Annotated in this window: 20 protein-coding genes; 12 read left to right on the forward strand and 8 right to left on the reverse strand. The window is 68.4% G+C overall.

The features are described 5' to 3' along the window. Window positions 1-44 precede the first annotated feature (44 nt). Window positions 45-2,282, reverse strand: coding sequence for a RelA/SpoT family protein (locus tag ABEA07_RS14900; protein WP_345538778.1), 2,238 nt, complete (start codon window positions 2,280-2,282; stop codon window positions 45-47). 115 nt (window positions 2,283-2,397) lie between these two features. Here ABEA07_RS14900 and ABEA07_RS14905 point away from each other — a divergent pair, with 115 nt between their 5' ends. Next, entirely contained in the window at window positions 2,398-3,168 is a 771-nt protein-coding gene (locus tag ABEA07_RS14905) for a 3-hydroxybutyrate dehydrogenase (RefSeq protein WP_345538779.1), read from the forward strand. Between the two features lie 26 nt (window positions 3,169-3,194). On the opposite strand, the gene ABEA07_RS14910 is transcribed toward ABEA07_RS14905, so the two are convergent. Both ABEA07_RS14910 and ABEA07_RS14915 read right to left on the reverse strand, forming a co-directional pair. Next, window positions 3,195-3,866, reverse strand: a complete 672-nt coding sequence (locus ABEA07_RS14910; protein ID WP_345538780.1) for an SIMPL domain-containing protein — start codon at window positions 3,864-3,866, stop codon at window positions 3,195-3,197. A 103-nt stretch (window positions 3,867-3,969) separates the two neighbouring features. After that, window positions 3,970-4,335, reverse strand: coding sequence for a hypothetical protein (locus ABEA07_RS14915; RefSeq protein ID WP_345538781.1), 366 nt, complete (start codon window positions 4,333-4,335; stop codon window positions 3,970-3,972). Window positions 4,336-4,509: 174 nt separating this feature from the next. On the opposite strand from ABEA07_RS14915, the gene ompR reads away from it, so the two are divergent. Continuing rightward, window positions 4,510-5,241: an osmolarity response regulator transcription factor OmpR gene (ompR, locus tag ABEA07_RS14920; protein WP_076997046.1), complete on the forward strand. Its 732-nt coding sequence runs from the start codon at window positions 4,510-4,512 to the stop codon at window positions 5,239-5,241. 83 nt (window positions 5,242-5,324) lie between these two features. Next, entirely contained in the window at window positions 5,325-6,737 is a 1,413-nt protein-coding gene (locus ABEA07_RS14925) for a sensor histidine kinase (RefSeq protein WP_345538815.1), read from the forward strand. 9 nt (window positions 6,738-6,746) lie between these two features. Here ABEA07_RS14925 and ispF read toward each other — a convergent pair whose 3' ends face one another. Further along, entirely contained in the window at window positions 6,747-7,232 is a 486-nt protein-coding gene (gene ispF / locus ABEA07_RS14930) for a 2-C-methyl-D-erythritol 2,4-cyclodiphosphate synthase (RefSeq protein ID WP_345538782.1), read from the reverse strand. Beyond that, window positions 7,229-7,945 carry a 2-C-methyl-D-erythritol 4-phosphate cytidylyltransferase gene (ispD, locus tag ABEA07_RS14935; RefSeq protein WP_345538783.1) on the reverse strand — a complete coding sequence of 239 codons (717 nt, stop codon included), beginning with the start codon at window positions 7,943-7,945 and terminating at the stop codon, window positions 7,229-7,231. Before ispD ends, ispF begins: the two co-directional genes overlap by 4 nt. A gap of 126 nt (window positions 7,946-8,071) precedes the next feature. Here ispD and mfd point away from each other — a divergent pair, with 126 nt between their 5' ends. The 8 genes from mfd to ABEA07_RS14975 all read left to right on the forward strand — a co-directional run bounded on the left by mfd (window position 8,072) and on the right by ABEA07_RS14975 (window position 17,225). Then, a complete protein-coding gene (gene mfd, locus ABEA07_RS14940) occupies window positions 8,072-11,548 on the forward strand; it encodes a transcription-repair coupling factor (protein WP_345538784.1) in 3,477 nt (1,158 codons plus the stop codon). Window positions 11,549-11,628: 80 nt separating this feature from the next. After that, entirely contained in the window at window positions 11,629-11,934 is a 306-nt protein-coding gene (locus ABEA07_RS14945; RefSeq protein WP_345538785.1) for an antitoxin, read from the forward strand. Further along, on the forward strand, window positions 11,931-12,347 hold the full coding sequence (locus ABEA07_RS14950) for a type II toxin-antitoxin system VapC family toxin (RefSeq protein ID WP_345538786.1): 417 nt from the start codon (window positions 11,931-11,933) through the stop codon (window positions 12,345-12,347). Before ABEA07_RS14945 ends, ABEA07_RS14950 begins: the two co-directional genes overlap by 4 nt. Window positions 12,348-12,359: 12 nt before the next feature. Next, entirely contained in the window at window positions 12,360-13,073 is a 714-nt protein-coding gene (serB, locus tag ABEA07_RS14955) for a phosphoserine phosphatase SerB (protein ID WP_345538787.1), read from the forward strand. A gap of 123 nt (window positions 13,074-13,196) precedes the next feature. Next, window positions 13,197-14,168 carry a tripartite tricarboxylate transporter substrate binding protein gene (locus tag ABEA07_RS14960; RefSeq protein ID WP_425584132.1) on the forward strand — a complete coding sequence of 324 codons (972 nt, stop codon included), beginning with the start codon at window positions 13,197-13,199 and terminating at the stop codon, window positions 14,166-14,168. Between the two features lie 4 nt (window positions 14,169-14,172). After that, a complete protein-coding gene (locus ABEA07_RS14965) occupies window positions 14,173-14,640 on the forward strand; it encodes a tripartite tricarboxylate transporter TctB family protein (RefSeq protein ID WP_345538788.1) in 468 nt (155 codons plus the stop codon). A gap of 10 nt (window positions 14,641-14,650) precedes the next feature. Beyond that, entirely contained in the window at window positions 14,651-16,153 is a 1,503-nt protein-coding gene (locus ABEA07_RS14970; RefSeq protein ID WP_345538789.1) for a tripartite tricarboxylate transporter permease, read from the forward strand. Window positions 16,154-16,157: 4 nt separating this feature from the next. Continuing rightward, window positions 16,158-17,225 (forward strand): Ldh family oxidoreductase, encoded by a 1,068-nt coding sequence (locus tag ABEA07_RS14975; RefSeq protein ID WP_345538791.1) that lies wholly within the window; start codon window positions 16,158-16,160, stop codon window positions 17,223-17,225. A gap of 7 nt (window positions 17,226-17,232) precedes the next feature. On the opposite strand, the gene ABEA07_RS14980 is transcribed toward ABEA07_RS14975, so the two are convergent. Continuing rightward, window positions 17,233-18,420, reverse strand: coding sequence for an aminotransferase-like domain-containing protein (locus tag ABEA07_RS14980; protein WP_345538793.1), 1,188 nt, complete (start codon window positions 18,418-18,420; stop codon window positions 17,233-17,235). 74 nt (window positions 18,421-18,494) lie between these two features. Here ABEA07_RS14980 and nth point away from each other — a divergent pair, with 74 nt between their 5' ends. Continuing rightward, window positions 18,495-19,133: an endonuclease III gene (nth, locus tag ABEA07_RS14985; RefSeq protein ID WP_345538794.1), complete on the forward strand. Its 639-nt coding sequence runs from the start codon at window positions 18,495-18,497 to the stop codon at window positions 19,131-19,133. A 12-nt stretch (window positions 19,134-19,145) separates the two neighbouring features. Here the strand turns inward: nth and pgi are convergent, their stop codons facing one another. Beyond that, on the reverse strand, window positions 19,146-20,741 hold the full coding sequence (pgi, locus tag ABEA07_RS14990) for a glucose-6-phosphate isomerase (RefSeq protein ID WP_345538795.1): 1,596 nt from the start codon (window positions 20,739-20,741) through the stop codon (window positions 19,146-19,148). A gap of 45 nt (window positions 20,742-20,786) precedes the next feature. Further along, on the reverse strand, window positions 20,787-22,250 hold the full coding sequence (gene zwf / locus ABEA07_RS14995) for a glucose-6-phosphate dehydrogenase (protein WP_345538796.1): 1,464 nt from the start codon (window positions 22,248-22,250) through the stop codon (window positions 20,787-20,789). Window positions 22,251-22,261: the final 11 nt, after the last annotated feature.

The following is a 22,261-nucleotide window of genomic DNA, read 5'->3' on the forward strand; positions in this document are numbered from 1 at the left end:
TTCGTTCGAGAAGCGAGAGTATAGCAGGCAGCGAGAGGCACTTTTCAGCGCCGCCGTGCCGAACGCACGCCCGGCACCGCCGCCACCACACCCAGCACCTGCGCGAGCCGTGCTGCATTGCCGGTCTCGACGGTGAATGTCATCCAGGCGGTACCCTTGACCGACTGCGTCTGCACGCCGATCACGTTCATCTTCTCGCGAGCGAACACGTCGGAGATGTCGCGCAACAGGCCCTGACGATCCGCCGCCTCGACGGCGACGTCCACCGCGTACACCGGCGCTTCGGCGCCCGCACGCGGCTGTCCCCACTCCACATCGATCACGCGCTCGGCATCGCGGGCCGCCATCATGCGGAAGCTGGTGCAGTTGGCGCGGTGGATGCTGACGCCGTGGCCGCGCGTCACGAAGCCCCGGATCGGGTCGGGCGGCGCCGGCTTGCAACACTTGGCCAGCTGGGTCATCAGCGAGGAGACGCCGACCACCAGCACGCCGCCCTTGCCGGTGCTGGCGCCCGCCCTCGCCTTCTTGATGACCAACCCGTCTTCCGGTGCCTGCACCGGCTCCGGCGGCGGACGCAGCAGCATCTCGATGTTGCGCAGCGAGAACTCGTCCTTGCCCACCACCTCGAAGAGTTGATCGGCCGACTTGAAGCCCAGTTGCGACGCGAGGTCGTCGAGCTTCACTGCGGTCTTGCCCTCGCGCTGCAGCACCTTCTCGACCAGCTCGCGTCCGCGCGCGACGGTCTCGTGCGTGATCTGAGCGTTGAACCAGGCGCGCACCTTGGCGCGCGCCCGGTGGCTGACCAAATAGCCCAGTTCCGCGTTGAGCCAGTCACGCGAGGGGCCGCCTTCCTTGGCAGCGATGATCTCGACCGTCTGCCCGTTCTGCAGCGGCGTGTTCAAGGGCACCATGGCGCCGTCGACGCGCGCACCGCGGCAACGGTGTCCGAGGCTGGTGTGCACCGAGTAGGCGAAGTCGACCGCCGTGGCGCCCTGCGGCAACTCGACGATGGCCGCATCCGGGGTCAGCACGTAGATCCGGTCGTCGAACAGGCCCTGCCCCTGCGAGCCGCCGGACAGGTCGCGTTCCCAGGCCAACAGTTGCCGCAGCACGGCGATCTTGGCATCGTATTCGCCGCTCGCCCACACGCCCGCATAGCCCTTGGTGCCCGCTTCCTTGTAGGCCCAGTGCGCCGCCACGCCGTGCTCGGCATGATCGTGCATCTCCTGCGTGCGGATCTGGATCTCGATCGGCTTGCCCACGCGGCCGTCGACCACCTCGCGCACGACCGTGTGCAGCGACTGGTAGCCGTTCGGCTTGGGCCGCGCGATGTAGTCGTCGAACTCCTCGGTGATCGGCTGGAAGTGCGAATGCACCCAGGCCAGGGCGGCGTAGCAATCCTTCACGTCCGCCACCACGACGCGCAGCGCCAGGATGTCGAAGACCTGCGCGAAGTCCAGCGACTTGCCGCGCATCTTCTTGACGATGCTGTAGATGTTCTTGGGGCGCCCCTGCACGGTGGCCTTGACCCCCTCCGCGGCCAGTTCGCGCTCCAGGCGCGCGCGCAACTTGTTCACGTAGCCCTCGCGCTCGATGCGCTTTTCGTCGAGGAGGCGCGCGATCAGCTTGTAGGTTTCAGGCTCCAGGAAGCGAAAGGACAGGTCCTCGATCTCCCACTTGACCTGCCAGATGCCGAGGCGGTTCGCCAGCGGCGCGAACACCTGCAGCGATTCGCGCGCGACGCCCTCGGGCACCGGCTGCTTGCTCGCCGCGGCATAGCGCAAGGTCTGGAGCCGCGAAGCGAGCCGCAGCATCACGACGCGCAGGTCGCGCGAGAAGGCCAGCAGCATCTTGCGCACGTTCTCGGTTTGCGAGCTGGCACCGTCGGCCAGGTGCGCGCTGGCCGTGGCCGAGCGCGCCTGCTTCTGCACATGCACGAGCTTGGTCGTCTCCACCGCCAGCGCGGCGAAGTTGTCGCCGAAAACCTTGGCGATCACCTCCTGCGGCCGGTTCAGGTGCTGGCAGGAGTAGACCAGGTAGCTGGCCGCCTGCATCGCTTCCGACCCGCCCATCGCAGCCACGATGGCAGCCACCGCATCGGCATGGGCCAGCGTGTTCTCGCCAGTGTCCAGCGTCTCGTCGGCGATCAGCGGCTCCGCAAAGGCACGGGCTCGGGCGAGCATGTTCGCCTGCACGGGCGTGCGCTCGGCGGTCGCGGCGGACAGCGGATAGTCGACCACGGAAGCGCCGGTCATCGAGAGGCCGGGTTGATCGCGCTTCATTCGATCGCTCCCTCCCGGGCGGCGTGACGGACGACGGGCTCGATCATGAAACGGAGCAAAACGCGATGAAGATAATGGGTTCGTTGCATCCTAATTCATCCGGAGATTGATCATCATGCTCAAAGGCAAAACCGCGCTTGTCACGGGGTCCACCAGCGGCATCGGCCTCGGTATCGCGAAGGCACTGGCGCAACAGGGCGCCGACATCCTGCTCAACGGCTTCGGCGACGCCGAGGCGCCGAAGGCCGAGATCGCCGCACTCGGCGTGCGGGTCGAGTACCACGGCGCCGACATGAGCAAACCCTCGGACATCGAGGACATGATGAAGTTCGGCGCATCGAAGTTCGGCCGCATCGACGTCCTCGTCAACAACGCCGGCATCCAGCACGTCGCCATGATCGAGGACTTCCCCGTCGAACGCTGGGACGCGGTGATCGCGATCAACCTCAGCAGCGCCTTCCACACCACCCGCCTGGCGATACCGGCAATGCGCGAAGCCAACTGGGGACGCGTCATCAACATTGCCTCGGCCCATGGGCTCGTGGCCTCGGCGCAGAAGTCGGCCTACGTGGCGGCCAAGCACGGCATCGTCGGGCTCACGAAGGCGGTGGCGCTGGAAACCGCCACCACCGGCGTGACGTGCAATGCGATCTGCCCCGGCTGGGTGCTGACGCCGCTGGTCCAGAAGCAGATCGACGACCGCTCTGCGCGCGAAGGCATATCCGTCGCGCAGGCCCAGAAGGATCTGCTGGGAGAAAAGCAGCCGTCGCTGCAGTTCACCACGGTCGAGCAGCTGGGCGGGCTCGCCGTCTTCCTGTGCACGCCCGCGGCGGACCAGGTGCGCGGCGTGGCATGGCAGGTCGACGGCGGCTGGACCGCGCAGTAAGACGCCCCGGCAGGGGCGACGTCGGCCTACTTCAGCTGCACCGAGCCCGAGACATTGACCACGACACTGGTCTTGCCGGCCTCGACCGGCACCGCCGAGTCGAAGGCCATCTTCGACGAGGCGGCCTCCGCGGCCATCATGCGGGGCCGGATCGGCCCGCTCTGATTGGCGTTGACCGACACCTCGCGCAAGGTGTAGCCGCCGAAGCCGAAGCCCTTGGCGAGTTCGGCCGCCTTCTGCTTGAAGTTTTCGATCGCGATGGTCTGCGCCTCGGTCTCGACCTTGGCGCGCTGCTCACGGCTCAGACCGAAGCCGATGCCGCCCACGGTGAGCGTGGAGATGCGGCCGGCCGTCTGCGTGATGCGCGGAAAGTCCTTGCCTTCGAGCACCAGTTCGGCCGTGCCCGACCAGCCGGTGATCTTGCCGTCGCGCGTGTAGCGCGGCACGAGGCTGAAGTTGCCGGTGTGGACGTCGAGCAGCCCCGGCTGGGCATTCTTCTTCGCCTCCGCCAGCGCCGAGTCCAGCGCGGTCTTCAACTGGGTCTGAACCGTGGCCGCGTCCGCCGCATCGCGCGTGGTGCTGAGTGTCATGGACAGCAGGTCCTGCTGCACCTCCACCGTGCCGTTGGCCGACAGCTGCAGCACGTTCTGAGGGGGCGTCCAGGGCATGGTCTGGGCCATCGCAGGGCCGGCGCCCATCACAAACATCCATGCGGCGCACGCCGCGATCTTCTCGATTTTTTTCAAGTTGGTTCTTTCCCGATGAATGAAAAGAGAGGGCAGGCCCTTCCCGGGCCCACGCTCACGGCCGCGGGCTGATGGCCGGCGTCAGCAGGCTGCCGGGCACCGGCATCATGCGCTCGGCCGGCTGAGATTCTGCCGAGCGGATCAGTTCCTGCCGCGGGTCCTGCCGCGGCACCCATTGCTCCCGCACCTGCTGGCGCAGTTCGGCGAGTTCGGCCGGCGTCAGCCGTCGACCCGCGAAGGCTTCGACCCGCTGGACTTCTTCCCGCTTCGCCGCCCGATGGGCATCGACCGCTACGCGGGCCTCGGCGCGTACTTCGCCGCGCCGCTGGTCTCCGACGCGGATGAAGCCCCACGGTTCTGCCTGCGCGGACAGGGAGCAGCACAGCAGCATGAGGGCGGAACGGAGAAATGCGGTTTTCATGAACAGGAATTGGCAGGCTTCGGACGACTGTGCCACTGCTGAATATGTGGCAAGTGTCAAGAGGGCTAGCGGCCGCAAGTTTTGTAACTTAGTGTCAAAGCATTACAAAAAGAGTCCTCAGTGGCCGCATATCCGCCTCAAAATCGGCACTGTTACAAATTCAGCGTTGTAGAAATGAATCAATCACCTGCTCGCACGGACAAGATCGTGATCGTCGACGACGACGCACGCATCCGCGACCTGCTGCGTCGCTACCTGACGCAGGAAGGCTTCGAGGTCATCGTGGCGGAAGACGGCAAGGCGCTCAACCGCATCCTGCTGCGCGACACGGTCGACCTCATCGTCCTGGATTTGATGATGCCCGGCGAGGACGGCCTCTCGGTCTGCCGGCGCCTTCGTGCCGCCAACGACCGCACGCCCATCATCATGCTGACCGCCAAGGGGGAAGACGTGGACCGTATCGTCGGCCTGGAGGTCGGCGCCGACGACTACCTGGGCAAGCCCTTCAACCCGCGCGAGTTGCTGGCCCGGGTGCACGCCGTCCTCCGGCGCCGCCCGCCGCTGGAAGCGCCGGGAGCGCCCTCCACCGACAACGAGACCGTCAACTTCGGCCCCTTCAGCTTCGACCTGGGATCGCGCACCCTGAAGAAGGACGGCGAAGAGCTGTCCCTGACCACCGGCGAGTTCGCGATGCTGAAGGCCCTGGTGCGGCACCCGCGCCAGCCGCTGTCGCGCGAAAAGCTCGCCCAGTTGGCGCGCGGGCGCGAATTCGAGCCCTTCGACCGCAGCCTGGACGTGCAGATCTCGCGCCTGCGCAAGCTGGTCGAATCCGACGCTGCGCAGCCGCGCTACATCCAGACGGTCTGGGGCGTCGGCTACGTGTTCGTGCCGGACGGCACGACCTGAGGCGCCGAGTTTCCGTGGCCGCAACCCTCGGCCCCAAGACCACATCGCCCACGCCCTTCGGCGAAGAAGGCCCGCAAGTCACCTTGCCGAGCCCGCTGGAGAGCCTCGGCCAGCCGAAGCGCAAGCCGCGGCTGCAGCTCGGGCTGAGCCTGTTCTGGCGCACCTTCTTCCTGCTGGTGCTCCTGCTGATCGGCTGCACGGTCGCCTGGCTGCAGACCTTCCGCGCGCTCGAGTACGAACCACGCGCCATCCAGACCGCGCACCAGATCGCCTCGCTCGTCAACCTCACGCGCGCGGCGCTGGTCTATTCCGACGCGATCACGCGGGTGTCGCTGATCAAGACCCTGGCCGACCAGGAAGGCGTGCGCATTCTCCCGCGCGAGCCCAACGATCGCTTCACGCCCTACACCACCGGCGCCCTGGACCAGCGCGTGACCGAGGAGCTGATCAACCGGCTCGGCGAAGGCACGACGGTCGCGAGCCGGGTGAACGACGAGCCCGGTCTGTGGATCGGCTTCACCATCGAGAGCGATGCCTACTGGCTGCTGCTGGACCCGACCCGCTTCACCCGCCTGGGCAGCCGCACCTGGCTGGTGTGGCTGATGACGACCATGGCGCTGTCGCTGGCAGGCGCGGCGCTGATCACGCGGCTGATCAACCTGCCGCTCAAGCAACTGTCGCGCGCCACCATGCAGGTGCGCGAAGGTGAGTACGAGGCCCACCGGCTGGACGAACGCGCCCGCACCAACGAGATCCGCGCGGTGAATGTCGGTTTCAACCGCATGGCCGACCAGTTGGCCAAGATCGAACAGGACCGCGCCGTGATGCTGGCCGGCATCTCGCACGATCTGCGCACCCCGCTGGCGCGCCTGCGACTGGAAACCGAGATGAGCGTGACCGACGAGGACGCGCGCGAGCACATGGCGGCCGACATCGCCCAGCTCGACGCCATCATCGACAAGTTCCTCGACTACGCGCGGCCCGACCATGTCGAGTTCAAGCCGGTGCTGCTGCGCGACGTGGTCGATGCCTGCGTCTACGCGGTGCAGGACCACGAGGACATCAAGATCACGGTCGACGTGCCGGCCGACCTGCGGGTGATGGCCGACGAGGTGGAGCTGCAGCGCGTCATCTCGAACCTGGTCGAGAACGCGCGGCGCTACGGCAAGACGCCTTCCACCGGCGTGGCCGACATCACGATCCAGGCGCAGGCCCACAACGACGCCGTGCTGATCAAGGTGCGCGACCACGGCGCCGGCGTCGCACCCGCCCTGCTGTCCCAGCTCAGCAAGCCCTTCTTCCGCGGCGACACGGCGCGCACTTCGGCGGCCGGTGCCGGGCTGGGCCTGTCGATCGTGACCAAGAACATCGAGCGCATGGGCGGGACCTTCGCCCTCACCAGCACCCCCGGCCGCGGCCTCGCCGCGCACATCCGGATGCCGCGCGCCGCTTCGGCCAAGCAGGAGGGACCGGCGGCCACGGCCACCAACAAGTAGGCGTGCCGGTCAGCGATGCAGCAGCGCCACCGCGCGTGCTTCCATCGCCCGGCCCTCGCCCACCGGGCCCAGCTTCTCGGCGGTCTTGGCCTTGACGTTGACCTGGCCGGCCTCGACGCCGAGCGCGGCCGCGATCCGCGCGCACATGGCCGGGATGTGCGGCGCCAGCTTCGGCGCCTGCGCGATCACGGTGCTGTCCACGTTGCCGATCTGCCACCCGGCCTCGCGCACGCGCCGCGCCGCTTCGGCCAGCAGCACCGCCGAATCCGCGCCATGGAACTGCGCGTCGGTGTCCGGAAAATGGCGCCCGATGTCGCCCAGCCCGGCCGCACCCAGCAGTGCGTCGGTGATCGCATGCAGCAGCACGTCGGCGTCCGAGTGGCCGAGCAGGCCGGTGGTGTGCGGGATCTCGACCCCGCCCAGGATCAGCTTGCGTCCGGCGACCAGCTGGTGCACGTCCCAGCCCTCGCCCACGCGGATGTCGAAAGAAGTCATGGCGATGGGCCGCGCCTGGACTGAAGAACCGCCTCGGCCAGCGCGAAGTCCTCGGGATAGGTCACTTTGAAATTCTGGGCGCTGCCCGGTACCAGCAGCGGCGCCAGGCCGACGGACTCGATCGCGCTGGCCTCGTCGGTCACCGTGTCGCCGGTGCGTTCGAGTGCATCGAGCAGCATGCCGATGCGGAACATCTGAGGGGTCTGGGCCAGCCACTTGTCGGCGCGGGTCAGCGTGTGCGCCACGCGGCCATCCGGCGACGCGGTCTTGAGCGTGTCCGCCAGGCGCTGGGCCAGCAGCCCGCCGACCGCATCGTGCTCGCAGGCGGCGATCAGGGCCTCGATCTGGGTCGGCGTGACGAGGCAGCGCGCCGCGTCGTGCACCAGCACCCAATCGTGCGGGCCGGCCCCGGCCGCCTGCTTCAAGGCCTGCAGGCCGTTGCGCACGCTGGCCGCCCGCGTCGCGCCCCCGACCTGCAGCAGGTGTTCGCCCGCCGCCGGAAACAGCGGCAACGCGGCCGAGATGTCGCGGTCATGCGGCGAGACCACCACGGCGATGCCGGCAAAGCGCCCGGCCAGGGCGCGGAAGGCCTCCAGGGTATGCCGCACCATCGGCCGCCCCGCGAGGCGCTGATACTGCTTGGGCCCCACCCCGCCCGCGCGGCTGCCCGAGCCGGCGCAGGGAATCAACACGAAAAGACGGGAAGCATTCATTCGATCGGTCGGCTGCGGCGACGACTACCGCCGCGGCCCACAGCGGAAAAAGGGCAGCCATTCTAGAATCGCCGCTCACACCCCTCGCCCGCCGGCGCGGGGTGTTCTTCATTTCCCCGGCATCCCATGCACCTTCCCCAACTCACGCCAGGCAAGCGCTTCACGCTGCCCCGCCCCGCCCTCTCCGCCGATGCGCTGCTGCTGGCCCAGTTGGCCTGCCGCGAGACCGCCGCCGGCCGCGCGACCGCCGTCTTCACGGCCGATGCCAACGATGCGCAGCGGCTGATCGACGAACTCGCCTTCTTCGCGCCCACGCTGCGCTGCGCCCTCTTCCCCGACTGGGAGACGCTGCCCTACGACAGCTTCTCGCCGCACCAGGACCTGATCAGCGAGCGCCTGGCCACGCTCTGGCGCATCAGCCAGAAGGAGGCCGACGTGGTGCTGGTGCCGGCCACCACCGCGCTCTACCGCCTCGCGCCGCCGTCCTTCATGGCCGGCTACACCTTCCACTTCAAGACCCGGCAGAAGCTGGAGGAATCGAAGCTCAAGGCGCAGCTCACGCTGGCCGGCTACAGCCACGTCACGCAGGTCGTGAGCCCGGGTGAATACGCGGTGCGCGGCGGCCTGATCGACCTGTTCCCGATGGGTTCGCAAGTGCCGTTCCGGGTCGACCTGTTCGACGACGAGATCGACTCCATCCGCACCTTCGATCCCGACACCCAGCGCAGCCTCTACCCCGTGCCCGAGGTGCGCCTGCTGCCCGGCCGCGAGTTCCCGATGGACGACGAGGCCCGCGCGCGCTTCCGCAACCGCTGGCGCGAGCTGCTGGAAGGCGACCCCACGCGCAGCCGCCTCTACAAGGACATGGGCAACGGCGTCGCGACCGCCGGCATCGAGTACTACCTGCCGCTCTTCTTCGAAGAGACAGCCACCGTCTTCGACTACCTGGGCACCGATACCACCCTGGTGCTGCACGGCGACCTCGAGCCGGCCTTCCAGCATTTCTGGCAGGACGCCGGCGAACGCTACCGGCTGGTGCGCGGGGACCCGGAGCGGCCGGCCCTGCCGCCGGAGGCCTTGTTCCTCAACGGCGAGCAGTTCTACCAGCGGGCCAAGCCGCATGCGCAGCTGGCGATCCGCTCCACCGAGGGCGCGCCCTACGCGGAGTTCGAGGCCCTGCCCCCCTTCGCGGTGACGCGCGGCGCCGACGACCCGCTGGTCAGGCTCAAGGCCCACATCGCCGCCACGCCCCACCGGGTGCTCTTCATCGCCGAAAGCGACGGCCGCCGCGAAAGCCTGCTCGACTTCCTCCGCGCCAGCGGCCTGAACCCGCCGGCCTTCGACTCGCTGGCCGAATTCGAGGACGCGGCCGGCGAGAAGACCGGCATCGCCACCGCCGCGCTGGCCGCCGGCTTCGCGTGGACCGAGCAGGGCATCGACTTCGTCACCGAGACCGAGCTCTTCGCCACCGCGCCCACCACGCGCCGGCGCAACCGCAAGCAGGAGCAGGTCAGCGACGTCGAGGCGCTGATCAAGGACCTGAGCGAACTGGCCGTCGGCGACCCGGTGGTGCATTCGGCGCACGGCATCGGCCGTTACCGGGGCCTGGTCCACATGGACCTGGGCCAGGGCACCGGCCCCGACGGCAAGCCCCTGATGCAGGAGATGCTGCACCTGGAGTACGCCGACAAGGCCACGCTGTACGTGCCGGTCGCGCAGTTGCACCTGATCAGCCGCTACACCGGCGTCAGCGCCGACGAGGCCCCGCTGCACAAGCTGGGCTCGGGCCAGTGGGAGAAGGCCAAGCGCAAGGCCGCCGAGCAGGTGCGCGACGCCGCCGCCGAGTTGCTCAACATCTACGCCCGCCGCGCCGCGCGCGAGGGCCATGCCTTCCGCTTCTCGGCCGCCGACTACGAAGTCTTCGCCAACGACTTCGGCTTCGACGAGACCGCCGACCAGAAGGCGGCGATCCACGCCGTCATCCAGGACATGATCTCGCCGCGCCCGATGGACCGCCTGGTCTGCGGCGACGTCGGCTTCGGCAAGACCGAGGTCGCGCTGCGCGCCGCCTTCGTCGCCGTCACCGGCGGCAAGCAGGTCGCCTTCCTGGCGCCGACCACGCTGCTGGCCGAGCAGCATTACCAGACACTGGTGGACCGCTTCGCCAAGTGGCCGATCCGGGTGGCGGAGATGAGCCGCTTCCGCTCCGCCAAGGAGATCGCCAACGCCGCCAAAGGCCTGGCCGACGGCAGCGTCGACATCGTGGTCGGCACGCACAAGCTGCTGTCTGCCAGCGTGAAGTTCAAGAACCTGGGCCTGCTCATCATCGACGAAGAGCACCGCTTCGGGGTGCGCCACAAGGAGGCCATGAAGGCCCTGCGCGCCGAGGTGGACGTGCTCACCCTCACCGCCACGCCCATTCCCCGCACCCTTGGCATGGCGCTCGAAGGCCTGCGCGACCTGAGCGTGATCGCCACCGCGCCGCAGCGCCGCCTGGCCATCAAGACCTTCGTTCGCAACGAAGGCACCGGCGTGATCCGCGAGGCCGTGCTGCGCGAGCTCAAGCGCGGCGGCCAGGTCTACTTCCTGCACAACGAGGTCGAGACCATCGAGAACCGGCGCCAGAAGCTGGAGCAGATCCTGCCCGAGGCCCGCATCGCCGTCGCCCACGGCCAGATGCCCGAGCGCGAGCTGGAGCGCGTCATGCGCGACTTCGTGGCCCAGCGCTACAACCTGCTGCTGTGCTCGACCATCATCGAGACCGGCATCGACGTGCCGAGCGCCAACACCATAGTGATGAGCCGTGCCGACAAGTTCGGCCTGGCCCAGCTGCACCAGCTGCGCGGCCGCGTCGGCCGCAGCCATCACCAGGCCTACGCGTACCTCATGGTGCCCGACATCGAGGGCCTGACCAAGCAGGCCGCCCAGCGCCTGGACGCCATCCAGCAAATGGAGGAACTGGGTTCCGGCTTCTACCTCGCCATGCACGACCTCGAGATCCGCGGCGCCGGCGAGGTGCTGGGCGAGAACCAGAGCGGCAACATGATGGAGATCGGCTTCCAGCTCTACAACGAGATGCTGGCCGAGGCCGTGCGATCGCTCAAGGCGGGTCGGGAGCCCGACCTGCTGGCGCCCCTGTCCGTCACCACCGAGATCAACCTGCACGCACCCGCCCTTCTGCCCGAGGACTACTGCGGCGACGTGCACCTGCGCCTGTCCTTCTACAAGAAGCTGGCCACCGCACGCACCTCCGACCAGATCGACACCCTCCTCGAAGAAATCGTCGACCGCTTCGGCAAGCTGCCGGCGCAGGCGCAGACCCTGATCGACATGCACCGCCTGCGCGTGCTGGCGCGGCCCTACGGCGTGGTCAAGGTCGATGCGGCGCCGGGCGTGATCAACATCAGCTTCAAGAAGGACCCGCCGATCGACTCCATGGCCATCATCCAGCTCATCCAGAAGAACCGGCACATCAAGCTGGCCGGAAACGAAAAGCTGCGCATCGAGCGCGAGCTCAAGGAGCCGAAGGACCGGGCGCAGATGGTGAGGGATGTGCTGCGCAGCCTGGGGCAGCCGAAGGTGCCGGAAGACTTCACTGTCTAGGTGCACGCCTGGCAGTTCGGTCACATGAGCATATGCTGATAACATATGCCGAGAGCTCGCCTTCACGCAGGAGAGGATCAATGTCAGCACCCATGCCCCGTAGTACTTCAAGCAACGCTCCCGAGCGCCGCACGACCGAGCCGTCACGCACGAAGCGCTTGCCCGTGCGCCTGTTCCGCAATGGCGCCAACCAGGCGGTGCGAATCCCGCGCGAGTTCGAACTTCCAGGCAACGATGCCACCATCAGGCGCGAGGGCAACAAGCTCATCATCGAGCCCGCGCACCGGCATCCGCTCCTCGACACATTGGCCCGGCTCAAGCCGCTGGACATCGAATGGCCGGACGTAGACGAAGGCCTGCTGCCGCTGGACGACGTCAAGCTGTGACGACGGGCTACCTGCTCGACACCAACATCGTGTCCGCCCTGATGCGAGATCCGCAAGGCATGGTGGCCGCTATCCTGGCCGATCGGCTGGAGCGCCAACCCCAGAGCCGTCTTTGCACCAGCATCGTGGCAGCCTGCGAACTGCGTTATGGCGTCGCGCGCCACCGGTCCCGAAAGCTGCCCCTGCAACTGGAAGCCGTGCTGAAGGATCTCGAAGTGTTGCCGCTGGACGAACCGGCCGACCGTCACTACGGGAAGCTTCGGGCGGACCTGGAAAGGCTGGGAACGCCCATCGGCCCCAATGACCTCTTCATTGCGGCGCAAGCTCTGGCACACAAGCTCACTCTGGTCACGGACAACTTGCGCGAATTCGAGCGTGTCGCACACCTCAAGATCGAAAACTGGCTCCGCTGAGCGCCCCACTTCATGAACCCATTGCGCGAAACCTCGACCGGCCTCGCCGTGCGCGGCTTCACCCCCCCCCTCGCCCTCGCCGACTTCAAGCTGATCGCCTTCGACATGGACTCGACGCTGATCAACATCGAGTGCATCGACGAGATCGCCGACGCGGTCGGCAAGAAAGCCGAGGTCGCGGCCATCACCGAGGCCACGATGCGCGGCGAGATCCAGAACTTCAAGGACAGCCTGCGCCGCCGCGTCGCGCTGCTGCAGGGCGTGCCGGTGACGGCGCTGCAGGAGGTCTACGACGAACGTCTGCGCCTCAACCCCGGCGCCGAGACACTGGTGGCGGCCTGCAAGGCGGCCGGCCTCAAGGTGCTGCTGGTCTCGGGCGGCTTCACCTTCTTCGCGAACCGCGTCAAGGACCGCCTGGGCATCGACTTCGCGCGCGCCAACCTGCTCGACGAGGCCGCAGGCCACCTGACCGGCCGCGTGGTCGAGCAGGTCTGGGGCGACATCTGCGACGGCGCCGAGAAGCGCCGCACGCTGCTCGAGGTCGCCTCGCTGATGGGCATCTCGCCCGCCGAAGCCATCGCGGTGGGCGACGGCGCCAACGACCTGCCCATGATGAGCGAGGCCGGCCTGTCCGTCGCCTTCCACGCCAAGCCCAAGGTGCGCGAGCAGGCCATGGTGTCCATCGACGAGGGCGGCCTCGACCGGCTGCTCGAGCTGCTGCGCTGAGCTCGCGGACAGAAACCGGTTTCCCCCTACGGCAAAAGCCGATCCGGCTGAACTAGGGATATCTTCAGTTTCGCCCCGCGCGATTTGGGCGCCGAATGCCGTTCCGACAACGAAGGAGACGACATGAAGCGCCGCCAGTCGATCGCTGCACTGGGTGCAGCCGCCACCGCCATGGTCCTGCCCCGGCTCACCCACGCGGCCTATCCGGAACGCCCCATCACCATGATCGTGCCCTGGGGCGCCGGCGGCGGCACCGATGCCGTGGCCCGCATCGTCGCGGCGGAGCTGGAAAAGGAGCTCAAGCAGCCCATCAACGTCGTCAACCGCACCGGCGGCAGCGGCGTGGTCGGGCACCAGGCCATCGCCTCCGCCGCGCCCGACGGCTACACGCTGGGCATCATCACCGTCGAGATCGGCATGATGCGCCACGCCGGCCTGACCCAGCTCTCCGGCGCCGACTACACGCCGCTGGCGCTGATGAACTTCGACGCCAACGCGATCTTCGTGCGCACCGATTCCCCGATCAAAAGCGCCAAGGAACTGCTGGACGCGGCCAAGGCCGCGCCCGGAAAGCTCAAGGCCAGCGGCACCGGCCAGGGCGGTATCTGGCACCTGGGCCTGGCGCAATGGCTGGTCGACAACAAGCTGCCCGGCAACGCCATTGCCTGGGTCCCGAGCCAGGGCGCCGCGCCGGGCCTGCAGGACCTGCTGGCGGGCGGGGTGGACGTGGTGTCCTGCTCGCTGCCGGAGGCGCGCTCGCTGATCGAGGCGGACAAGGCGCGGCCCTTGCTCCTGCTGAGCTCCAGGCCCGACGGCATCTTCCCGAAGGTGCCGCTCTACACCGACGCCAGCGGCAAGATGTGGAACGCCGGTGCCTGGCGCGGCTTCGCCGCGCCCAAGGGTCTGCCCAATGACATGACCGACAGGCTGGCCGCCACGCTGAAGAAGATCTACGACGGCAAGGCCTACCAGGACTTCCTGGCCTCGCGCGGCTTCGGTGCGCTCTACGCCGACCGCGCGGACTTCGGCAAGTTCATGGCCGAGAAGGACGCCAGCTTCCAGGTCGCGATGAAAGCCGTGGGCATCGCCAAGTAAGGCGATGCGCATCCATGACAGTCTGATCGGCGCCGTCCTGCTGGCGCTGTCGCTGGCGGTGCTCTTTCATATCCAGGGCTTCCCGCCGGCACCCGGCCAGAACTTCGGGCCTGCCCTGTTCCCGGGACTCGCCGCCGGCGGGCTCGCGCTGTGTTCGCTCGCGCTGGTCTGGCAGGGGCTGCGCGGCCGGCAGCCCTGGCTCGCACTGGACGCCGGCCTGCGCTCGCCCCGGCGCCTGGCGGCCTTCGCCATCGTCATCCTGAGCATGGTGTTCTACATCCTGCTGTCCGAGCGCCTGGGCTTCCTGCTGTGCAGCCTCGCCATCCTGGTGCTGCTGCAATGGGCCTGCGGCGTGCGCCTTCCTGTTGCGCTGGCCGTCGGCACCGTGGTGACGCTGCTGATCCACACCTGCTTCTACAAGCTGCTGAAGGTGCCCTTGCCCTGGGGCGTGCTGAAGGGCGTCGCATGGTGAGGGCGCGCTGATGGATTCGGTGCTGCTCGCGCTGCAGGCCGTCGCCACGCCGACGGTGCTGCTGGTCATGCTGCTGTCCGGCGTGTTCGGCATGTTCGTGGGCGCGGTGCCCGGGCTGACCGCCACCATGGCCACCGCGCTGCTGGTGCCCATCACCTTCTTCCTGCCGCCGGTCCCGGCGGTCGCGGCCATCGTCACGGCCACTGCGATGGCGATCTTCGCGGGCGACATTCCCGGCGCCCTGCTGCGCATCCCCGGCACGCCGGCCTCCGCGGCCTACACCGACGAGTCCTACGCGATGACGCGCAACGGCCAGGGCGAGACGGCGCTCGGCATCGGGCTGGTGTTCTCCTGCATCGGCGGACTGTTCGGCACCGCGGTGCTGATCGTGGCGGCGCCGGCGCTGGCCGAGGTGGCCATCAAGTTCAGTTCCTTCGAGTACTTCTGGCTGGTGCTGCTGGGCCTGAGCTGCGCGGTGTTCATCACCAGCGACACCCCCCTCAAGGGCCTGATCACCTTGTTCCTGGGCCTGCTGCTGGGCTGCGTCGGGCTGGAGAACCCTGCCGGCCATCCGCGCTTCACCTTCGGCAACGCCGACCTGCTGGGCGGCCTGAGCCTGATCCCCGCGATGATCGGCATGTTCGCCATCTCCGAGATCCTGCGCTTCACCGTCAGCGCCGAAGCGCTGAGGCGCTTCAAGCCGCAGCTCGGCTCGGTCTTCACCGGCATGGGCCGCCTGATCCGCAAGTACCCCCTGCAGACCCTGCGCGGCAGTGCGCTGGGCACCGCGGTCGGCATCCTGCCCGGCGCGGGCGCCGACATCGCGGCCTGGATGTCGTACGCGATGAGCAAGAAGTTGTCGAAGGAGCCCGGGAAATTCGGCACCGGCCACCCGGAGGGCCTGGTCGAAGCCGGCGCCGCCAACAACAGCGCGCTCGCCGGCGCCTGGGTGCCGGCGCTGGTGTTCGGCATCCCGGGCGACTCGATCACGGCCATCGTGATCGGCGTGCTCTACATGAAGAACATGAATCCGGGTCCGATGATCTTCATGAACAACCCGCACGACGTCTATGCGGTGTTTATCGTCTTCATCCTCGCCAACCTGCTGATGCTGCCCCTGGGCTGGGCCTGCATCAAGGCATCCGCCCGCATCCTGCGCATGCCGCGCAACATGCTGATGCCCACCATCCTGGTGTTCTGCCTGGTCGGCGCCTTCGCCATCAACAACGCGCTGTTCGACTTGTGGATCCTGCTCGGCTTCGGCGTCGCCGCCTGGCTGCTGGAGGAGAACGGCTTCCCGGTGGCACCGGCCATCCTCGGCATGCTGCTGGGCAAGATGCTCGAAGAGAATTTCATCACCTCCATGATCAAGTCCGACGGCAGCTTGCTGGCCTTCGTCGAGCGGCCGATCGCCGCCGGACTGGCCCTGGTCACCTTGCTGGTCTGGGCCGGCTCCGGCGCCATGGCCTGGCGGCGCCAGCGCCGACGCCTGCGCCTGGCCGGAGCACACTGACACCATGAACGACACCTCGCCGCGCTACGACGCCACCGCCCTCACCCGCTACGCCACCGGGCTGCTGCAGGCCACCGGCCTCGCAGGGCCGCTCGCCGACACCGTCGCGGACACGCTCGTGCAGGGCGACCTGCTCGGCCACGACACGCACGGCCTCGCCCTGCTGGCCGGCTACCTCAAGGAACTCGAAGGCGGTCGCATGACGCGCGTGGGCGCGCCCCAGGTCGTCTCCGACCGGCCTGCCGCCGTGCTGTGGGACGGGCAGCGCCTGCCGGGCCCGTGGCTGGTCCACCAGGGGCTGGACCTGCTGCTGCCCCGGGCGCGCGAACTGGGCACCGCCTCCCTGGTGATCCGGCGCAGCCACCACATCGCCTGCCTGGCCGTCTACCTGCTGCGCGCGCTCGAGGAGGACATGCTGCTGCTGCTGGCCTGCTCCGACCCCAACACCGCGAGCGTGGCGCCCTTCGGCGGCACGCGCGCGGTGTTCACGCCCAATCCGCTGGCGCTGGGCTTCCCGCTCGGCGATGGCGGGGGCGTGATGGTCGACATCTCGGCCTCCATCACCACCAACGGCATGAGCAACCGCAAGCACAAGGCGGGCGAAGTATTCGACGAGGAATGCCTGATCGATGCGCAGGGCCGGCCCGGCAAGGACCCGGCCGTGCTGTTCGCCGAGCCGCCCGGCACGCTGCTGCCGGTGGGTGGCCTGAGCCATGGCCACAAAGGCTACGGCATGGCCCTGCTCGTGGAGGCATTGACGGCGGGACTGGCGGGCCACGGCCGCGCGGACGCGCCCGAAGGCTGGGGTGCGACGGTCCACCTCACCCTGCACGACCTCGACGCTTTCGGCGGCAAGGCCGCCTTCCTGCGGCAGATGGACCATCTGGCCGCGCAATGCCGCACCAATCCGCCCTCCGACGCCGGCAGGCCGGTTCGCCTGCCCGGCGAACGCGCCTTGCAGCGGCGCGCCGAACAACACGACCAAGGCGTCCGCCTGCACCCTTCGATCGCGCCCTCGCTGCAGGAGGCCGAGCAGCGCTACGGCCTGCGCCTGGCCGACGCGCTGCGCTGAGGCGTCCTCAGAGCGCCGCGCCCAGGCGCTGAATGCCCTCTTCGATCTTCTCTATGTTGGCCGTCGCGAAGCTCAGCCGCAGCGTCGCCAAGTCGGGCTTCTCTGCGTAGAAAGGCGCGCCCGGCACGAAGGCCACCCCTTTCTCGATGGCGCGCTGCGCGAACACATTCGCATCGGCCAGCTTGCCGCCGGCGCCGGTCAGGCGGGCCCAGAAGAACAGCCCGCCGCCGGGCTGCGTGAACGCGATCGCGTCGCCCAGTTCCCGCTTCAGCGCCGCGCCCATGGCCGCCGCGCGCTCCGCATAGACCTTGCGCACGTGCGCCAGCGTGTCGGGCATGCGGCCGCTCTTGAGGTACTGCGCGGCGGTGGCCTGCGCGAAGGTGCTGGTGTGGGCATCGCTGAACTGCTTGCACATGGTGGCCTTCGCCAGCAGCTCGGCCGGCGCGATCATCCAGCCGATGCGCAGGCCCGGGCTCAGCACCTTGCTGAGGCTGCCGCAATGCACCACCAGCTCGCGGCTGCCCGGCACCTCCGGCGTCAGCGCCATCAGCGAGGGCGGCGGCGCCTTGCCGAAGTAGAGGTCGCCATAGGGGTCGTCCTCGACGATCACGGTGCCATGCTTGACGGCCAGCTCCAGCACCTTGCGGCGGCGTTCCAGGCTGAGCGTGGCGCCGCTGGGATTGCCGAAGGTCGGAATCAGGTAGACGAACTTGGGTTGGTGTTCGGCGATGAGCGCTTCCAGCCGGTCCACCTGCACGCCCTCGGCATCGACGGGCGCGCTGATCAGGTGGGCGCCGTAGAGGCGGAAGCACTGGATGGTCGCGAGAAATGTCGGCCCCTCGACGATCACCTTGTCGCCGCGCGAGACGAGGGTCTTGCCCAGCAGGTCCAGCGCCTGCTGGCTGCCGGTGGTGACGATCAGGCCGGCGGGGTCGACCTCCACCCCCTTGCCCTTCATGAAGGCCGAGAGCTGCGCGCGCAGCGGGTCGTAGCCTTCCGTCGCGCCATACTGGAGCGCGCCCCCCGGCTCTTCCGCGAGCGCCTTGCTGCTGGCCTCGCGCAGTCCCTCGACGTCGAACATCGCGCTGTCCGGAAAGCCGCCCGCGAAGCTGATGATGCCGGGCTTGCCCAGCAGCTTGAAGAGTTCTCGGATGGCGGAGGTTTCGACGTTGTCGAGGCGGGTGGCGAATTGCATGGGAACCTGCTGCGGATGACCTGAGGACCGCCATTGTCGCAATTTTGGATGTCGGCCCTACACTGCCGCCCACGATGAAAAAGACAGCGATCGAGCCCTTCTTCGCCACCCTGCAGGCGGCCAACCCGGCGCCCGAGACCGAGCTCGAGTACAGCACGCCCTTCGAGCTGCTGGCGGCCGTGCTTCTGTCGGCGCAAGCCACCGATGTGGGCGTGAACAAGGCCACGCGCAAGCTGTTCCCGGTCGCGAATACGCCCCAGGCCATCCTCGACCTCGGGCTCGAAGGACTGGAGGGCTACATCAAGACCATCGGCCTCTACCGCAGCAAGGCCAAGCACCTGATGGAAGCCTGCCGCATGCTGGTCGAGCGCCACGGCGGCGAAGTGCCGCGCACGCGCGCCGAGCTGGAGGCCCTGCCCGGCGTGGGCCGCAAGACCGCCAACGTGGTGCTCAACGTGGCCTTCGGCGAGCCCACCATGGCGGTCGACACGCACATCTTCCGCGTCAGCAACCGCACCGGCCTGGCACCGGGCAAGACGCCGCTGGAGGTCGAGCTCAAGCTGGAAAAGCGCGTGCCGCCGGCCTACCGCCTGCATGCGCACCACTGGCTCATCCTGCACGGCCGCTACGTCTGCGTGGCGCGCAAGCCGATGTGCTGGAAGTGCGCGGTCGCGCCCTACTGCGACTACAAGCCGAAGACGCCGGCGCCATGAAGGCGCAGCTGCTCAAGCCAGCAAGCGCCGCATCAAGCCCGCCGTCGAGGCATCGAGTCCCTCGGTGTTGCCGCTGGCGAGCCGCGGCAGCAGGTCGTTGCAGAGTGCCTTGCCCAGCTCGACGCCCCACTGGTCGAAGCTGTTGATCCCCCAGAGCGCACCGCTGGTGAAGACCCGGTGCTCGTACATCGCGACCAGCGCGCCGAGGCTGTAGGGCGTCAGCCGGTCCAGCAGCAGCGTGGTGCTGGGCCGGTTGCCGGGAAAGGTCCGATGCCTGGCCAGGATCTCCGGCGCCAGCGACTTGGCGGCGGTCGGCGCGCGTTCGGCCATCGCCTCGCTCGTGTGCTTGCCCAGCATCAAGGCCTGCGCCTGCGCCAGGCCGTTGGCGAGCAGCTTCGCATGCTGGTCGGCCAGCTCGTGCGTCGGATGCTTGACCAGCAGGAACTCGACCGGTATCACGTCGGTCCCCTGGTGCAACATCTGGAAGTAGGCATGTTGTCCGTTGGTGCCGGGCTCGCCCCATACCACCGGGCTGGTCGCGAACGGCAAGGGCTCGCCATCCAGGTCGACGCATTTGCCGTTCGATTCCATCTCCAGCTGCTGCAGGTAGGCCGGCAGCCGCTCGAGCCCCTGGTGGTACGGCGCCACGCTGCGGCTCGTGAACCCGTGGAAGTTGCGGTACCACACGTCGATCAGCCCCAGCAGAACCGGCAGGTTCTTGGCCAGCGGCGCAGTCGCGAAGTGCCTGTCCATGTCGTGGGCCCCGGCCAGCAGGGCGCGGAAGTTGTCCGCGCCGATCGCGAGGGCAATGGGCAGGCCGATCGCCGACCACAGCGAGTAGCGGCCGCCCACCCAGTCCCAGAAGCCGAAGGTCTTGTCGATGCCGAAGCCGGCCGCCGCCGCGACGTTGGTGGTCGTCGCCACGAAGTGCTTCGCCACGTCGGTGCCGCCCTTGGCGAGGAACCAGGCTCGTGCCGCCTGCGCGTTGGCCATGGTCTCCTGCGTCGTGAACGTCTTGCTGGCGACGACGAAGAGCGTCTCGGCCGGAGGCAGATGGCGCAGCACCGCGCTGATGTCATGGCCGTCGACGTTGGAAACGAAGTGGAAGACGAGCTCCGGGTGCGCGAAGGCCTCCAGTGCCGGCACCGCCATCTGCGGCCCGAGGTCGCTGCCGCCGATGCCGATGTTCACGATGTGCCGGATGCCGCTGGCCCGCGTGTCGCGCACCGACTCGACATAGGCGAGCATCGCCTCCAGCACGTTGTGCACATCGTCGCTGTACGGACCCAGCCCCCGCGGCGCGCGCAGGGCGGTGTGCAGCACGGCGCGGTCCTCCGTGGTGTTGATCGCGGCGCCCGCCAGCATCGCATCCCGCCGCTGCGCGAGCCGGCACTCGCTCGCCAGGTCGAGCAAGCGCTTCATCGTCGCGGCGTCGACGCGGTTCTTCGACAGGTCGGCGAACAGGCCGGGGGCCTCGATCCCGAACGCGTCGAAGCGGCCCGGGTCGCCGGCGAAGGCCTCGCGCAGGTCGAAGCGGCGACCGTGCGTCTCGTAGTGGTCGCGCAGGCCAGCCCAGGCGTGGGTTCGATCGCAGCGAAGTGTGTTCATGGTGTCTCTCGTGAAGTGATTGCGCAATGACGGTCGCGCACGGATTCAGGACTCCTCGCGCCAGGCCGCACCATCGCGCCCGACCAGCGCGCTGGAGGCTGCAGGCCCCCATGAGCCGGCGCTGTACGGCCTGGGCATGTCGCCCGACGCCTGCCATGCGTCCAGGATCGGTTCGCACCAGCGCCAGGCGGCGTCCAGTTCGTCCCTGCGCATGAAGAGCGTGAGGTTGCCGCGGATGGCATCCAGCAGCAGCCGCTCGTAGGCCTCCATCGGACGTTGCCTGAACTGTTCGGCGAAGTCGAGGTTCAGGCCGACCGGCCGCAGGTTCATGGTGTCGCCCGGCACTTTGGCCATCATGAAGAGCTTGAGCCCTTCCTCCGGCTGCAGCTGGATCACCAGCCGGTTGCCGAGCGTCTCCCTGCCTGCCGACGGAAAGATCGAATGCGGCACGCTGCGGAAGTTGACGACGATCTCGGCCGCGCGCTCGGCCATCCGCTTGCCGGTGCGCAGGTAGAACGGAACACCCGACCAGCGCCAGCTTTGGAGCTCGGCCCGGATGGCGACGTAGGTTTCCGTCGCGCTGTCGGCCGGAATGCCGGCTTCCTCCAGGTAGCCTGGCACGGCGGCGCCGTTGACCGTGCCCGCACGGTACTGGCCGCGCACGGTGCACGTGCCGACGTCGGCCCGGGTGATGGGCGCCAGCGCACGCAGCACTTTCAGCTTTTCGTCGCGCACCGCATCGGGGTGGATCGAGGTCGGCGGCTCCATCGCCACGATGCACAGCAATTGCAAGAGGTGGTTCTGCACCATGTCGCGCAGCGCTCCGGTGCGATCGTAGAAATCGCCACGGGTCTCCACGCCGACCTGTTCGGCGATGGTGATCTGCACGTTGCGCACCCAGGTGCGGTTCCACAGCGGCTCCAGCAGCGCGTTGGCGAATCGCAAGGCCAGCAGGTTCTGGACCGGCTCCTTGCCGAGGTAATGGTCGATGCGGAAGATCTGCGGCTCGGCGAAGACGCTGCCCACGTCCTCGTTGATCTTCTGCGCGGAGGCGAGGTCGTGTCCCAGCGGCTTTTCCAGCACGACGCGCGAATGCGCGTCGACCAGCCCGGCCGCCGCCAGGTTCTTGCAGATCGGGGCGAAGAAGTCCGGTGCGGTCGACAGGAAGAAGACGCGCACCTGCGCCGGCGAGTCCTTCAGCGCATGGGCCAGGACGCCGAAATCCTGCGGGGTGTTCGCCTCGACCTTGATGTAGTCCAGCCGCTGCGCGAAGGTCGCGAAGGTCGCCCGGTCGATGTCCGCGGCAGGAACGAACTTGTCGAAGCTTGCTTCCACCTTGGCGATGAACTCGTCCCGGCTCAGCGACTCGCGCGCCAGGCCCAGGACCCGGCCATGCGGCGGCAGGTCGCCATCGCGGTGGCGGAAGTACAGGGCGGGAAGCAGCTTGCGCATGGCCAGGTCGCCGGTACCGCCGAACAGGAGCAGATCGAATGGATGGACTTTGGGCATGGGGTTCCTCG

It is taken from the genome of Variovorax defluvii (genome assembly GCF_039541515.1).
GTDB classification, from domain to species: Bacteria; Pseudomonadota; Gammaproteobacteria; order Burkholderiales; family Burkholderiaceae_C; genus Variovorax; species Variovorax defluvii.